The organism is Novipirellula herctigrandis, from assembly GCA_007859835.1.
GTDB lineage: Bacteria > Planctomycetota > Planctomycetia > Pirellulales > Pirellulaceae > Novipirellula_A > Novipirellula_A herctigrandis.
The window spans coordinates 7,782,580-7,798,777 of sequence record SJPJ01000001.1; the positions used below are offsets into that span (position 1 = coordinate 7,782,580).

The 16,198-nt window shown below is 56.1% G+C and carries 7 protein-coding genes; all 7 read right to left on the reverse strand.

From position 1 onward, the window contains the following. Window positions 1–43: 43 nt before the first annotated feature. The 7 genes from CA13_RS28320 to CA13_RS28350 all read right to left on the reverse strand — a co-directional run bounded on the left by CA13_RS28320 (window position 44) and on the right by CA13_RS28350 (window position 15,437). Window positions 44–778, reverse strand: a complete 735-nt coding sequence (locus tag CA13_RS28320; protein ID WP_146402412.1) for an SDR family oxidoreductase — start codon at window positions 776–778, stop codon at window positions 44–46. Between the two features lie 95 nt (window positions 779–873). Beyond that, on the reverse strand, window positions 874–1,650 hold the full coding sequence (locus tag CA13_RS28325) for a peroxiredoxin-like family protein (RefSeq protein ID WP_146402414.1): 777 nt from the start codon (window positions 1,648–1,650) through the stop codon (window positions 874–876). Window positions 1,651–1,743: 93 nt separating this feature from the next. Continuing rightward, a complete protein-coding gene (locus CA13_RS28330; RefSeq protein WP_146402416.1) occupies window positions 1,744–2,208 on the reverse strand; it encodes a hypothetical protein in 465 nt (154 codons plus the stop codon). Between the two features lie 379 nt (window positions 2,209–2,587). Beyond that, window positions 2,588–3,169, reverse strand: coding sequence for a TetR/AcrR family transcriptional regulator (locus CA13_RS28335; RefSeq protein ID WP_146402417.1), 582 nt, complete (start codon window positions 3,167–3,169; stop codon window positions 2,588–2,590). Window positions 3,170–3,635: 466 nt separating this feature from the next. Then, window positions 3,636–12,491, reverse strand: coding sequence for an Ig-like domain-containing protein (locus tag CA13_RS28340; protein ID WP_146402419.1), 8,856 nt, complete (start codon window positions 12,489–12,491; stop codon window positions 3,636–3,638). A 22-nt stretch (window positions 12,492–12,513) separates the two neighbouring features. Next, on the reverse strand, window positions 12,514–13,581 hold the full coding sequence (locus CA13_RS28345) for a TIGR03032 family protein (protein WP_146402421.1): 1,068 nt from the start codon (window positions 13,579–13,581) through the stop codon (window positions 12,514–12,516). A gap of 779 nt (window positions 13,582–14,360) precedes the next feature. Next, window positions 14,361–15,437, reverse strand: coding sequence for a radical SAM protein (locus CA13_RS28350; protein WP_146402422.1), 1,077 nt, complete (start codon window positions 15,435–15,437; stop codon window positions 14,361–14,363). Window positions 15,438–16,198 lie beyond the last annotated feature (761 nt).

The window sequence follows — 16,198 nt, forward strand, 5'->3', positions numbered from 1 at the left end:
TCCCAGGTCACGATCCGTTTTGTGTCACTGCGTTGTTTAATGATCAATTCGACGAACCACCATCGGCACGAATGTGTTGTCCTGTGACCCACGCTGCGTCGGCGCTGGCCAGGAACGAAACGACCGCGGCGATGTCATTGGGATGACCGAGTCGCTTGAACGGTGAAAGGTTGCGAAAAAACTCCTTCCGTTCTTCGTCACTCTCGGCAAACATGCCAGGCTCGGTGGCCCCGGGGCGGACACTGTTGACGGTGATCCCTCTCGTCCCCAGTTCGTGCGACATCGAAATGAGCATCGCGTCAATTCCGGCCTTTGTCGCCGAATATACGCCGGTTCCCATACGAGGTCGCTCGGCTAGCTGTGATGAGACAAAGATCAGCCTTCCACCGTCGCTCAGTCGTCGTGCGGCTTCGCGAAGAGTCAAGAAGGCACCGACAAAGTTAACGGCGACCACCTTCTTAAAATCAGCCAACTCGACTTGCTCAATCGGGCCGCCACTGCCGGTTCCTGCGTTTGCCACCACGATATCCACGCTGCCAAATTCGGTGAACGTGGATTCAAACATGTTTTCAATCGCATCTTCGTCCGTAATGTCTGCTGATCGCGCAATCACAACGCCACTGAAATCCGTAATCTCCCGGACGACTCTTTCTGCGGCCTGACGGTCGGTTCCGTAGTGAACAACGACGCGATATCCGTCACGCGCCAATCGCTTACAAATTTCGCTGCCGATACCACCGGACCCGCCAGTGACAATTGCGGTTCGGTTACAGGACATGACTGGTCCCCCAAAATCATAGTGAAGATGCTCTCAGGTATTTTTTACCCAGCCGCGTTTGAATAGTCGTGCAGCTGGATGGTCGTGCAGCGTGACTACTTTTGGGCAGCCTTCTTAACGGCTTCGATGACGTCGACCGGCTCGGCGCGTTTCTTGTAGTCCGCATCGAGGAATGCGTAAGTGATCTTGCCGGACTTATCGATGACGTATGTCGCGGAAAGCGGTAACTCCATCGCGTCGTTGCCGTTGTATTGAGGCAGTTTGAGCTTGTCGCGATATGCTGGAACGATTGCTTTGGGCAATTGGAAAACGAGCCCATATTTTCGCGCCACTGCATTGCCTTTGTCGTGCAGTGCCACGATATCCAGATCATTTGCCTCGGCCGTTTCTTTGGCCTTCTCAGGCAACTCCGGTGTTAGCACAACCAACTTTGCTCCGGCATTTTCGAGCTTGTCCATGCTCTGCTGCATAGCGCGAAGTTGTATGTTGCAGTACGGGCACCAGCCTCCTCGGTACCACATCAGCACGATCGGCCCGTCCTGCCAAAGGTCGCTGAGTTTGATGCTCTTGCCATCCCAGCCGGACAGTTGGGCGTCGATTGCCCCATCACCCACTTGTTTGGCAGATTTCTCAATGCCGGTCGCTCGGACGGTCACAATGCCCCGAGCGTATGTCTGACGCACGTCTTCCGGAAGTCGCGTTGCGCTTGCCGCAGCTTTTGCTTCAAGTCGTTCGGAAAGCATAGGGATTTCTTCTGATTGTGTTGGGCCGGTTTGTTTGCTTTGCGGATTCGCATTTTGCGCGAACACGATGTTGACGCTCAAACCGAGCGCAAGAATGGTGATAGCGAAAGGAATTGTATTAGCGTTCATGTTTCTTTCTCGTTTTGGAGTGGGGGGCGTCACCTTGATGCCGCATTCAGCGACGGCTATGTCGATGACCTTCATGCCGGTTACGTATTGGTGTTAAATAGAGTCCAGAGTCTTTAAGGTCTCATTGCTGCCTTGGCTTCGTAGAACTTGTGAAATATTGCTGTAGCGGGACAGGAGGTTCACGACAGCAATGGTCACGATAGCGGTCGCGATGTAGACGAGAGGCCACTTGGGGGCCGTCCGTAGAAAAAACTCAGAGAACAGAGCCCCCATCATCGCGCCAGTTGCATAGAGGCTATTGAAAGTGTAGAGGAGCTTGAATTTTTCGTTTCCCTCCTTCTTCAGGAGCAGGATTAGAGAATTCGCAAAGAACGATATGGCGGCGTAACCGATAACAAAGCCTGTTGCGATTCTAAAAAAAGTTGGATCAATTCCGAGGGGTTTCGCCATGTCAACAAATGCTGCAACCGATACAGGCCATGCTGCAAACTTTGAAATGGTAAACCGGATGAGGACGAGACCTGAAATCGAATTCAGTACGATCAATAGTGGTTTCATTATAGAGTTTCTTTTTTAACAGGTGTCAAGTCTGAAGTGATTTCACAGCCAAAGTCATAAAGCCGTCTTAACGGCTTCCGCCAATTAGCTCGTGTGGTTTTCCAAAATGTTGCTACTTCGGCTCGGCGTTAGCTCACGGATTGGGCTTCCGCACTCCATTGGTTCTAGGCAAAGCCACGATCGAGTGGCGTTGCTGTCTTCGTTGGCGGTCTCGATCGTGTGAACGCTATATCTGCTCATCTTGCTTTCCTTTGTTTTGACCAAACGGTACAAATGAGTGTTAAAAAATGAGGAGCCGTGCTCCTCTGAACTACCTGACGTTCTTTTGACGAAATTCTTCACTGAGAATTCGGTCTTCTTTTTCGGTTCTCTCTTCCAGCTATGAAATCAAGTCAATGGCCTGTTGGGCGACTTGTCGCAGCGCCGTTTTCCCAAACGCCCCGCGACCCAGCACACGAATTCCAACCACCAGGGCAACGAGAGCCTTTGCAGTGGGGCGAGTGTCCACCGAGTCAGGAATGTTGCCAAGCTCCTTGCCGCGATTGATTTGTCCTTCCAAAAAAGTGACGACCTCTTTGATTCCATCCGATACGAGTTTTTTGACATCATCGTCGTGTGACGAATATTCCAGCGCGGTGTTGAACAGCAAGCACCCCTTCTTATCGGGATCGTCTAGCGTGGCCTTGACGAGCGAGTCGAAAAACATCGTGATCGCTTCACGCGGATCATCAACCGTTTCCAGCATCCGCAATTTACTCGTCCTTCGATCACCGCCGTACTTCAGCAACGCACGCACGAAAAGGTCATGTTTTCCGTCAAATGCGTTGTAGAGGCTGCCACGTTTGATTCCAGTCGCGTCCGTGATGTCAGAGATCGACGTCGCAGCGTATCCCTTCTCCCAGAACACCTCCATCGCCTGTTCGATCACGTCCGACTCTTCAAATGATTTTTCCCACGGCATTGGTTTATCTCGCGAAGTTTGTACCTGCTACAGTGAAGTCTACGTTGTCTGTACCGATCAGTCAACACTCGAAGAGTTATTTTCTTAGCTCATTCGTCGTTTACTCCTGAGCCGCTCCGTACGGAGACGCTGGAAACCGATAGCAAGGCAGCCGGGGCCAGCTGCGTGGAAACACGTGAAGCTGCCGCAGCTACGGTTCGAGTCTCGCCGTCCATTGGACGTGTGCCCCAAAGCGGCATGAATTCCCACAAGCCTTTGCTTCACTGCGAGTTGCCTTCGTGTACAGAGAGACTGGGATTAACATTTGGCGTGAAAACCGATCGCAGTCGTCCCGCGATTGGTTGCACCGTTTTTCTCGGTGTTAAGCCAAATGTGGAAGGCTGGCGCAGGGGCCGACAATGTTGGGTGTTGACGAGATTTGCCCGATCCAGGCATTGTGGTGATCGTCCGCTGCGGAAAATTGTAGTCACATATTGAGCCCATCAAGAAACGAATCATCCGACAACAGTCGATCAACTGCTTCCGTTGATTTACTCGTTTCGCGTGCAACGTCAGCGAGCGGTACGATTTGAGAAACGGGTAGGGTGTCAGTGACCATTACTGTACCGGTCGGCGTTTCCACCGGTGTCTCTAATTCGAACAACGTGTATTCATTTTGTTTCTCCCGCTCATGGCTTTCATGCTCTCGAACTGGCTTGATGAGCGATGCCGCCACCTCGCCTTCTCCCGATTCTCCGGCAATCTTCTGCAGCACCAAGTCGTTGATAACGAGCAATGCATCGAGCGCCGTCGCCCGGCCATCGGCGTTTAGATCAAGGTAAGCATTTGGCCACCCGTTCACCTCGATCGCCTCAGACAACTTCTGCGTGTTGCCATCCGAGAAATCACGCTGCGTCAATTCGTTGATGACACGCAGCGCATCGATCGCCGTGACGTTGCCGTCGTTGTTGACGTCGCCAGGCCGAAGGAAGTTGTGCCATACATGCACATGCTGAACCTCGATCGTCTCGCCACCGCCATTCACATTGGCCGCCGTCAAATAGAATTTGCCATTCTCACGTACAGGATCTGACATACGCCAATCGTCTGCGTCGCTGATATCAACCTTGTCACCTTTGCTTGTGATGATGCGGATTCGTCGCGCATCAGGCGAAAGTGCGGCAACGGACGCTGCATCAAGCCTGACAACGTTCTTGTCGGCGAAAGAGAGGTCCAACATTTCAAAGTTCACTGCCCTGACCGTCGATCCCATCAGATCAATCTCGCCGCCGTCGCCGATCACTACTAGCGAATCGGCACCGTCGCCACCGTCAAGAGTGACGTGCGCCGCTTCGGCAAGTCCGCTGGAAGTATCGATCGTCACCGATTCAACGGACGCTCCACCGGACAAGTTCAAGGTCCCCACGTTGTCTGTCCGCGCACGAAAGATTTCCGTGTCGCCGGCGCGGACAACCAAATCGCCCATTTGGACCATCATCATCGAGTCACCCGCCAAGTCGATGATCGCACTGGCGCCGCCCGCCACATTGCCGTCCAGAATCGAAACGATGTAGTCTTCGACTTCACCGTCGGCTGCTTCACCGGTCGGTTCCAAATTGCCGTCGCGGCTGAGCCGGAAACGAGCCGCTGTATCACCCGCCGTCGCACCGGCCGGTACGGTAAAGCTGATCAGATTGACTCCCGCAACGACATCAAAGCTGTCGAAGATCTGCTCCCCAGGCACATCCCAAATTCCGTCGCCATCGAAGTCGATCCATGTATCCAGCTTGCCAGCTTCTGACGCAGTCACGCGGAAGCTGGAAGTCGTTGTCGTGCTGGCGTCGACCACAAGGCTGGCCGCCGCAACCACGCCGTCTTCATCCGCATCCCCCGCATTGTCGTCGCCAGCAGCACCCGCGTCCGGTTGTCCATCGGCATCAACATCAATCACGGTGCCAAGGAACAATGATCCGGCAAGGTGTCTGGCACCGTCTTGCAAGCGCGTCACCGGATAAGTCGTCGGCGCGTCGCCAAAATCGAAGCTGACCGTCACCGTCACCGTCGCGGTGTCACTGGTGATATTTCCAGCGTCATCGGTCGCTGTGAAAGTCACCGTCGTCTCGCCCGGCGGAAAGACTGCAGGACCGTCATGCGTGATCACGGGGGCGTCATCCACATTGTCCGTGGAAACCGCCGACGTCAAGAACGCATGGACCGCCGCTTGAGTCGCTTCGGCCCCGCCAACGACATTCGCTTCGACCGTGATGTCGGCCGGCGCTGTGATTGTCGGTCTGGTTGTGTCGATCACCGTCACGGTTGCCGTCGCCGTCGCACTGTTGCCAGCATCGTCGACGGTGGTGAACGTCACCAACGTGTCGCCGACCGGCAAGACCGCCGGCGCGTCATCGGTGATCGTCAGCGAATCATCGACGATGTCGCTGCCCGTCGCGGCGGCCAGGAAAACAGCAATCGCGGCATTCGCTTTCGCCGCACCGCCGGTGGTGTCCCCTTCGACCGTGATGTCGGCCGGTGCTGTGATTGTCGGTGTGGTTGTGTCGATCACCGTCACGGTTGCCGTCGCCGTCGCACTGTTGCCAGCATCGTCGACGGCGGTGAACGTTACCAGCGTGTCGCCGACCGGGAAAAAGGCCGGCGCGTCATGCGTGATCGTGACCGATGCGTCGATGTTGTCTGTTGCCGATGCGCCAACCAAAAACGATTGAATCGCAGCATCGGTGTCGGACGTCCCACCCACTGCGTTGCCTTCGACTATTCGATTGGTGGGTGCGGTTGGGTTGGGTGGTGTCGTGTCGACAACAACGACGACCGGAGTTGCGGCCAGGTTGCTGTTGCCTGCCTGATCACTGGTGACACCGGCAGCAACGCCGACACTAACATTACCATCTGCTGTCGCGTCGATCGTGGCAGTGAAGCTACCGTTGCCGTTGTCGATCAAGTTGCTTGCTGTACCACTCTCAACCGTGATGTCACCGATTACGAAACCGGTGACCGATTCGCCAAATTCGATTGTCACCGTAAACAGATCGCTGCTTGTCGGGCTGGCCGGACCTGTGATCGTCGGCGCAGGGGCGGTTGTATCTACAACGATCGAAAACCGACTGGCCGCAACGTTCGGATTACCAGCGTCATCAATCGCGACGTTGGCAGCAACGTTTACTGTCACCACACCGTCCGTGGTCGCGTCGATCGTCGCGGTGAAGCTACCGTTGCCGTTGTCGACTAGGTTGGTGGCCGTTCCGCTGCGGACGGTGACATCACTAATCTCGAAACTGTTGACCGTTTCACCAAAGTCAATCGTCACGTTAAACGGATCGCTGCTCGTTGGGCTGGCAGGACCTGTGATCGTCGGTTTAGGAACATTAGTGTCCACGACGATTGCGAATTGACTCGCCGCGTCGTTGGAATTACCAGCGTCATCCACCGCAACATTGGCCCCTACATCCACGGTCACCACTCCATCCGTTATCGCGTCGATCGTCGCAGTGAAGCTACCGTTGCCACTGTCGACCAAGTTGCTGGCCGTTCCGCCGCCAACGGTGATGTCACCGATCACGAACCCGGTGACCGTTTCCCCAAAGTCGATCGTCACGATAAACGGATCGCTGTTTGTTGGGCCGGCCGGACCAGTGATTATTGGTACGGGCGCCAATGTGTCCACAATGATCGAGAATTGAGTCGCTGCATTGTTACTGTTACCAGCGTCATCAACCGTGACGTTAGACGCCACATTCACTGTCACCGCTCCGTCTGCTGTAGCATTAATCGATGCAGTGAATGATCCATTTCCATTGTCAACTAAATTGCTGGCCGTTCCACCTTCAACGGTGATGTCACCGATCACGAACCCGGTGACCGTTTCCCCAAAGTCGATCGTCACGATAAACGGATCGCTGCTGGTTGGGCTTGTCGGACCGGTGATCGTCGGCGCTGGGACGCTTGAGTCCACGACGATTGAGAATTGACTCGCCGCGATGTTGGGATTGCCGACGTCATCAACGGCGACATTGGCAGCAACGTCGATCGTTACCAGTCCGTCTACTATTGCGTCGATGGTAGCAGTGAATGATCCATTCCCGTTATCAGCCAGTTTGCTGGCCGTTCCGCCGCCAACGGTGACGTCACCGATCACGAAACCGCTGACCGATTCGCCAAAGTCGATCGTCACGGTAAACGGGTCGCTACTTGTTGGGCTGGCCGGACCTGTGATCGTCGGTGCAGGATCAGTTGTGTCCACGACGACCGAAAACTGAGTCGCTGCGTCATTGCTATTGCTGGCGTCATCAATCGCCACATCGGCCGCCACATCCACTGTCACTAATCCGTCCGTCGCTGCGTCAATCGTCGCGGTGAAGTTACCATTGCCGTTGTCGATCAAGTTGCTGGCCGTCCCGCCGCCGACCGTGACGTCACCGATCACGAAACCGGAGACCGATTCGCCAAAGTCGATCGTCACTGTAAACGGATCGCTACTTGTTGGACTGCCCGGACCTGTGATCATCGGTGTAGGCAACGTTGTATCCACAACGATCGAAAATTGAGTCGCCGCGATGTTGGGATTGCCGGCACCATCAACTGTCACGTCGGCCGCCACATCCACCGTCACCAAACCGTCCGCGGTCGCGTCAATCGTCGCGGTGAAGCTACCGTTGCCGTCGTCGACCAAATTGCTGGCCGTCCCGCCGCCAACCGTGACGTCACCGATCACGAAACCGCTGACCGATTCGCCAAATTCGATCGTCACGTTAAACGGATCGCTACTTGTTGGGCTCGCGGGACCGGTGATCGTCGGTGTAGGCAATGTGCGGTCGCTGATGATTGCGAATTGGGATGCTGCCAACGTGTCTTTTCCACCAACGTCTTTCGCTGCGGCAGCCCCGATGTCAACCGTGATCGCGCCGTCGGCTGACGGGGTCAGATCAAACGAAAACCTTCCACCGGTCAAGTCAACCAGATTGCTCGTTGTCGCGCCCAATACTGACAGGTCAGATAAATCGAAACCGGTGACCGAACCACCGAAGTCGACGGTCAAAGGAATCGGCGACAGATTGCTCGGACTGGCGGCGCCGGAGTCGATCACAGGAGTCAGAAAGTCATTGTCCGTGATGTTCACGTTTTGCGACGCGATTCCGACGTTCAAACCCGAAGTTGGATTGCTGATCGTTAGCGTCGCCGTCTCCGTTAGCGATTCAACCACCTCGTCATCCACAACCGTGAACGTCACGCTACCGCTGCTTTGCCCGTCCAGAATCACGATCTGGCTAGCGGAGAGGGAGAAGTCACCGGGGCTAATTCCTATTCCGGTGACAACCAAATCCACCGTTTGATTGCCAGTGACGTTGGAGTCATTCGTTGCCGTCACCGTGACCACGGACACCTCATTCTCTGCTGCCTCAGATAGGCTGACGGTCAGGTTGATCCCGATGGGTGGGGTTTGGATTTTTAAAATCGCGGCCCCTTGGGTGAACACGTGGTAGGTGCCGCCGTCAATCCATTCCCCTGGCTGCTGAATCCAACCAGCGCCGACATTGACCGTGTCGTCCGCGTCTTTCCTCACCACCAACGTGTTCGACTCGTCGCTGATGTTCAGAACCTCCTGCAGGTCTAAAGTCAGTGTATTGTCGCCTGTTCCAACGATGTCGATCTGCTCGATGCCAAGAATTCGATTGTCCGGCAACGTGGTTAGATCAAGCGTGACGCCGCCCGTATCCAACCGCAGCGTATCGAATCCGTTGCCGCCGACGAGTCGAGCGAACGTCAGGTCACCGACCGCCAGGATGTCATCTCCCTCACCGCCGCGCAGCACATCGCGACCGCCGGCGCCTACCAATTCGTCATCGCCGCGTCCACCGATCATCACGTTGGTTTCCTTGTCACCGGTCAGTGAATCGGCCTGCGATCCACCCTTGTGCGTGACCGTTGATAGAAAATCGCTGCCCAAAACCAAGTGGCTCTCGCCGGCACCGCTGGTGCCATTGTTTGCTCCGTCGCTGCTTGCGCCGATCAAAATATCATCGAAGCCGTCGCCGTTGACATCACCGGCAATGTCAACAGTCACGCCGCTGGAATCGCTCGAGTCAACTCCGTAGATCGTTATCCCGGCAAGAGAAACAGCAGCGTTGATCACCGGCGGCAAGACTGTGCTACCGAAAATGATGTAGGTTTCGCCCGAACCAACCTTCGATTGGTCGATGCCGTCGCCAGAAGGCGATCCAACCAACAGGTCATCAAATCCGTCACCATTGACGTCTCCCGCGCCTCCGACACTTAGCGATTCAGAATCCACGGCGAAAAACTCAACTCCGCCCGTTCCGAGCGTGAGCAGATTGATCATGCTGGGCAGCGAAGAACCACCAAAAACAACGTGGCTTCTTCCCCGCAAGCTACCCGTGATCAGATCATCAAATCCGTCGCCGTTAACGTCTCCGGCGAAGCTGATGGACGTACCGCTGCCGTCGCTACTTGATTCACCGTTGATGGTGACGCCGCTTGCCCCCAGAAAGGACATCGTGATTGTCTCTGGCATCGTTGCGGCACCGTAAACCACGTAAGTCGCTCCACGGCCGAAATCGACGCTCGTCAAGGCAACCAACACGTCATCAAAACCATCGCCATTGAAGTCTCCCCCTTGCCCAACGGTGCGTGCACCGGGCATCGTGACACCGGCCGAGCCGAGCGACGCGAGATCGATCGTGGCGGGCAGGTTGGGCCCACCAAAAACAAGGTATGCGGATCCCCTGGTGTGCGAACCGACAATCATGTCGTCAAAGCCGTCGCCGTTTACGTCGCCGGCGTTGTTGATGGCGTAGCCCATCCGGTCGTCATTGGCAGCGCCGAAGATCGTGACTCCGTCCGTTCCCAGTGAGGCAAGGTCGATCGTTGATGGCAGTGCTGGGCCGCCAAAGATGACGTAGCTTTCGCCTTTTTGACTGAAGGCGTTGTTCTCACCATCTGCGAAGGGCGATCCGATCAGCACGTCCGAAAAGCCGTCACCGTTGATATCCGCCAAGCTGACTCCACTTCCGCTATCATCAAAGGTGTCAATGCCGTTGATCGTGACGCCGGACAAGCCAAGAGACGACACTTCCATTGGCGCTAGCGGCGAATCCGTGCCATAAACCAGGTACGTCTGGCCCGATCTACCTGCCCCAGTCGCGCCAATCAAGAAGTCATCAAGCCCGTCTCCGTTGACGTCTCCGGCGCCGCCGACGTGTAAGGCAATGTCGAACGGGCTTATTCCGAAGAACGTAGTGCCCTGTCCAATGGGGAGCGAGGCTAGGTTGATGGTCATCGGATCTGACTCAACTTTGATGGTCGCGGCATCGAGCGTGAAGACACGAAACGTCGCGTCATATATCGTTTCATCCGCTCCGCGGATCCACCCTAGGCCAATCGACACCGCATCGTCCTCGTCGCGGCGAATTACCAACGTGTTACTTTCATCGCTGATGTTCAATACGTCTTGGAGCCCCAGCGACAATGTGTTCGGACCGGTCCCTCGAATATCGATCTGTTCGATGCCGAGAATTCGGTTGTCGGACCGGTCGGTCAGATCCAATGAGTGTCCTGAGGTTTCGAACAACAAAGTGTCAAACCCGTTACCACCGACGATGCGGGTGAATCCCATGTCGCCGATCGAGAGCCGATCATCTCCCTCGCCGCCGCGTAGCACATCACCCCCGCCGCGTCCCAACAGCAAATCGTCACCGCTGCCGCCGATCATCACGTTGGCCGCGATGTCGCCGGTCAGCGTTTCGGCCGCAGCCGTACCGGCGTGCGTGACGGTGCCGGTCAGATCGCCGCCAAAAATCAAGTAGCTTTCGCCCGCGGGACTGATCAATGGTGCTCCGATCACCAGATCGTCAAAGCCGTCGCCATTGAAATCCTCCGCCGTGCTGAGTGTCGAACCAATTCGATCTCCGCTAACCGCGCCGTAGGTGGAAAGCCCCGCCGCGCCCGGCAAAGAAAAATCAATGGTCGCGGGCAGCGAGTTGCTGCCGAACATTACATACACGTCTCCAGCCGACGGTTGGTTGTCGCTTTCGCCGTCGGCGCCGTCAGCGCCGACAACAAGATCATCAAAGCCGTCGCCGTTCAGGTCACCAGCACGGCTGACTGCGATGCCGTGATTGTCTTGTGTGTCGCCATAGAGAATGACATCGGCCGCACCGGGGGTTTGCAGGTCGATACTAGCTGGCAACGACTCGCCACCAAATATCAGGTAGCTTTCCCCAGCTTGCAAACGTGTGTTGGAGAGCGATCCGGCAAACGGTGCCCCGATCAACAGATCATCGAAACCGTCGCCATTGACATCGCCTGCGCCGCTGACCGCAGAGCCGCTTCGGTCATCTGCGTCCGTTCCAAAAATGGTCAACCCGTGGAAGGAGAGATTAGATTGCGTGATCGCGGTTGTTCGCCTTTGATCGAAACCAAAGATCAAATAACTTTCGCCCGACAGATTTCTGGCGTCGGCGGCGCCGTTGCTACGCGGTGCGCCGACGATTATATCGTCCCTGCCGTCGCCGTTGACGTCACCCGCGTTGCTGATGGATTGCCCGCTGTTGTCGCTGGTATCCGCAAGATCGATCAGTAGTCCTGCCGCGCCAAGCGAATCAAGGTCGATCGTGCCCGGCAGCAACGGCTCGCCATAAACAAGGTAAGCCTTGCCGGAATCGGATGTGGTCACAGTGCCGTCAGCCAGCGGTGCGCCGATCAGCAAGTCGGCGTAGCCGTCGCCGTTAAAGTCACCCGCGCTGCTGACCGCGTACCCGCTCACGTCGCCGACACTGCCACCCCGGATCACGACGCCGGCCGATCCTAGGTTCGCTAGGTCAATCGTCCCCGGTAACGACGTGGAACCGAAAATGAGAAAGCTTTCCCCTTCGCCGGTCTCTCCAGTAGCCTTGTCGGCTCCCGGTGCACCGACGAGCAGATCGTCCAAACCGTCTCCGTTGACATCGCCAGCACCACTGACAGCTCGACCACTCCAGTCATTGGCATCGGCGCCAAAGATGGTCAGCCCGCCGGCACCGAGATTTCCCAGATCGATCGTCGCCGCCGGAGTGGAGGTGCCAAACACGACATAGCTCTCACCTGCACGCGACTTTGCATTTTCGCTCGCCGCCGCAAACTCGGCACCGATAATCAGGTCGTCAAAGCCGTCGCCGTTAACGTCGCCCGCGTTGCTGACCGAAAACCCTGATTGATCGCCCGCGTCGACACCGTAGATCGTCGTCAACAATCGTCGGTCTTCCAATCGCTCGGCAAAAAGACGGCGGCGATTTGTACGATTGAGTCTTGGTTTTGACTTTCTACGAAAAAACATTTTGCATCTTCCCTTGGTATGACTAGTTTTCTAGTCTCAACACTCTGCGAATCTCGTCGGTCTTGAATCCGAGTGCTTGTGGACGGTTCACATCAGCCAAGGCGACTACGTCGTACAACTCTGTCACCACGCCTTCGATCCGTACCCAATGAACAACGTCTCCGCTGCGCAAGTCGATTACGTGCAGTCCGCAACTCGCTTCGGCGTCGGTCGACGCCAGGTTGTCATCCAATTGCAGCCCCGAAAAAGTCTTGTTTTCTCGCGACTTCGAGAGGCCCACAATCGCATAGTCACCGTGAAACGCTAACCCGCGCAAGTAACCCGGACAGAACGCGACTTGCTCGAACGTTCCCGAGTCGCGATCAATGAACCCGAAGTGACCGGTGCCGGAATTTAACAACCACAAGCGATCTCGATAGACCCGCGGTGAATGCGGCATCGATAGTCCATCGGCAATGATCTCATTGGATTCAACATCGATCACACAACCGCCGTTGTGCCGCCGGTCGCGCCAACCATCGGCCACATCCGACTGGCTGACCGCCGTGACGTACTTTGCTTTGCCATCTTCCAACGCTAGGCCATTCAAGTGACAGCGATCCTCGGCTGCCAGCCGGCTGATAAAGGACGGCTTCCACAACGAACTAAAACTATGTGTCTCGCTTAGAGTCGCCAAACAACTGAATAACGTGTTGACGAACACCACTCGCCCCGAGTCATCTACCGCCACGTCGTGGATATCCAGATCGCCGGTAATGTAGCTGACTTGTGGCACGTACAAACGGTCGCTGCCGGACGCAAGCTGCCCCGGTTGCAGCACGTTCTCAAACCGATACATCTGATACAGCGACGACATCCAAAGCGTCTGACCGTCACCCCACAGACCAAGACATCGATTGAAGGTTCGTTCAAAAACAGCCAGACGACCAGTGTCGATCTGCGAACCGACGAAAAAGAGTTTGCCCGCCTGGTAGGTGGTGAAGGCAAGGCTCATCCGCTGCTCTTGGAGCCACTCGGGAAACTGGCGCGAGCAGGTCAGCTCAAACAGAGGCTGCCCGCCTGTAGGTAGGTTTGTTGGAACGGATGCCATGGACGACTCGTTCGTTTAGGCTCAGGCCTGGGAGAGCTCCTCGCCGAATCATTCGGAACCAGCCCGCCAGATACCGTATTCATGTGGACGGTTATTGTATCTGAACCGAGGGCGCAAAAGTACTCTCTGCGTCCCTTACATCCTGGAAAGAGACATTTGCAGCACTCCTAGGGAAGTTCCATTGGCCGATCAATTTGTTGTTTGGGGATTTCGTGAGCGAAGAATAGGCGAGAGAGACTCGCGTTTGATGGCTAATCGTAATTTCACAGGCCTAACGAAATTACTGCAAGAAGGATCGATCCGGTACGTCACCACATGAAGGCAAAGCCGTCACACCACCCGCCGAGTATACGACTTCAGATGTCCGCCAAGTCGCTCGCGACAAACCACATCTTCTTTCGAAAACTTTACCGTCACGCACCGGCGGCAAATGGTCGCAGGCAGCGTGCCCACGTTCGGTATTGGACCAGATCGAAGTTCCTTTCAGCAGATGATCCAGGTGCGCGTTGGATAGCCATTAATCGCGAATTCGGTCGTTGGGCAGAGGTGATCGCGGCAGCCAATGCTGAGTGACGGGCGTATTTGAATGGGGAGAATAGGGCCCCCACATCCATTCGTGTTAACTCACCCGTTTTAAAGGTATCGGCCGTGGTTACTCGACTTCGGCCAGAGTTCTTGTCGAGAGCATTGTGTACCGGGAGCGTTGTGTGCCGGGGGCATTGGAAGCGTCGATCTTGGGTACGCTTCCTGGCGATCTTGGTCTTGGCTTCGCGTCTGTCTCACGTGGGCGGCTGATACATACAGAGCGGATCTTCGGCCAGTGGGTCGCCGGTAGCCGCGTAGGCGCGACCGCGCGAGCCACCACACAGGTCCTTCAGATCACAGGCACCACAGCGACCGCCCAGCGCCGATGTGTCGCGCAGACTGGTGAACAGTTCCGACTCTCGATAGATGGTGATCGGGTCGCTCTCGCGTACCGATCCCGCACTGAGCGGCAAGAAGCCAGAGGGCATAATGTCGCCTCGGTAGGAAATGAACATGATGCCGTTGCCATCTCGCATCCCCGCGCCGGGCACACGTGGCGGACCGTCGCCGCCCTGCCGCTTCGCAAGCACGCGACGATACTGGGGCGCTTCGGTGGTCGCGATCACGAAGTTCGACTTAGGGCCCATCTCGAGCAGCCACTGGAACAAGTCCTCGGCCTGTTCGGGCTCGATCTGTCGGAGCAACTCACCTCGCCCCGTGGTCACCAAGAAAAAAAGGCTCCAGCGTTTCGGTTTCATTTCGCCGACGCGCTCGTGAATCGCAGGCATGTCGCTGAGCGTATCCGCCGTGACCAGCGTGTTGACCTGCATGGGGATCTTCGCCTCGGCGATATGCGCAGCTGCCTCCATCGTCCGATCAAAGCATCCAGGAATACCACGTAGATCGTCGTGGCGTGAGGCGTTCGATCCGTCGAGACTGAGCGACATGGCGCCCACGCCGTGTTCCTTGAGCTGAAACACGGCCTCGCGGGTCAGCTTCGGCGTCACGCTGGGCGCAACGTCAACGTGAAGCTTTAAGGACTTCGCATAGTCCATGATCTCGAAGAAATCGGGGCGCTCCAGCGGATCGCCTCCGGTCAGCACCACCACCGGCATCGGCTTGGCCTCAGCCAGGGCACGCAGCACGCTAAAGGCTTCTTCCTTGGTAAGCTCGTCCGGAAGGCGTTCTTTGATTGCCTCGGCCCGGCAGTGCTTGCACGCAAGCCCGCAAGCCCGCGTCAGCTCCCAATACACGCGGCGCGGAGCCTTGGTGTATCGGTAGCCCGGCTCGGGCGCAAAGGCTGCGTGGGGGTGTTGATGCGGATGAGGCATGAGTCCTTCCGATAGGGTTTGAAATGATAAAAGCCGCGCGGTGCGTCGGATAGCGATTTAAATTCTGAGTGGTGTCTGATTTTTCCTAGACAACCGAAATGCATTCTAGTCGTCGGGCCAGATTTTTGCACTGCGGAGGAGAACACGGGCCAAGACGCAAATTCCGCTGGCGAGACGCAGAGTTTAGTATTAATCTCCCATTCTCCCCAGTTCTCCAATCACGTAATCCGGACTTTTTCGGAAACATACGTGCGAGCGATCAGGCCGACCGCGCGTTGGCCAACTCTGGAAGGTGGCTCTGATCCTAGGGATGAGTCGGGAAAGCGATTCGACACCGACGATGTGTTGACAATGGTTGCAACTTGCGACGTTTTTCTCTGTTCTTCCAAAAACCGCATCGCGGTGTTGGTCATGTTAATTGTGCTGTCGTAATAGACGACGTTTCTCATGGCACCACGAAGGACGGAATCGTTTTGCTGCGAATCGATGTCTTCGCTGTTAAAACGCAGTACCAGCTAGACGTTGTTATGGGACGCAATGGCCCGCACCGCTGCAGGCATTCGCTGATAATTGTCGTAATCGATTTTGGCCTCGGCGTCACCCAGCTCTCTCTATTTGTGAACTCAGTACAACCGGAATGTCGATTCCAGATCCGCCATATATTCTTCTTGTCTGGCGTAGTCGGCCGTACCGACCTTTAGTGTTTTCAGTTGCTCCATGGACTGTTTCAAGGTGTCTCGTTTTTGTTTGAGTTCGGCCTT

Coding starts and splice junctions, on each gene's coding strand:
- CA13_RS28320 (WP_146402412.1), bottom strand. CDS start 778: ATGTCCTGTAACCGAACCGCAATTGTCACTGGCGGGTCCGGTGGTATC.
- CA13_RS28340 (WP_146402419.1), bottom strand. CDS start 12,491: ATGTTTTTTCGTAGAAAGTCAAAACCAAGACTCAATCGTACAAATCGC.
- CA13_RS28350 (WP_146402422.1), bottom strand. CDS start 15,437: ATGCCTCATCCGCATCAACACCCCCACGCAGCCTTTGCGCCCGAGCCG.
- CA13_RS28330 (WP_146402416.1), bottom strand. CDS start 2,208: ATGAAACCACTATTGATCGTACTGAATTCGATTTCAGGTCTCGTCCTC.
- CA13_RS28325 (WP_146402414.1), bottom strand. CDS start 1,650: ATGAACGCTAATACAATTCCTTTCGCTATCACCATTCTTGCGCTCGGT.
- CA13_RS28335 (WP_146402417.1), bottom strand. CDS start 3,169: ATGCCGTGGGAAAAATCATTTGAAGAGTCGGACGTGATCGAACAGGCG.
- CA13_RS28345 (WP_146402421.1), bottom strand. CDS start 13,581: ATGGCATCCGTTCCAACAAACCTACCTACAGGCGGGCAGCCTCTGTTT.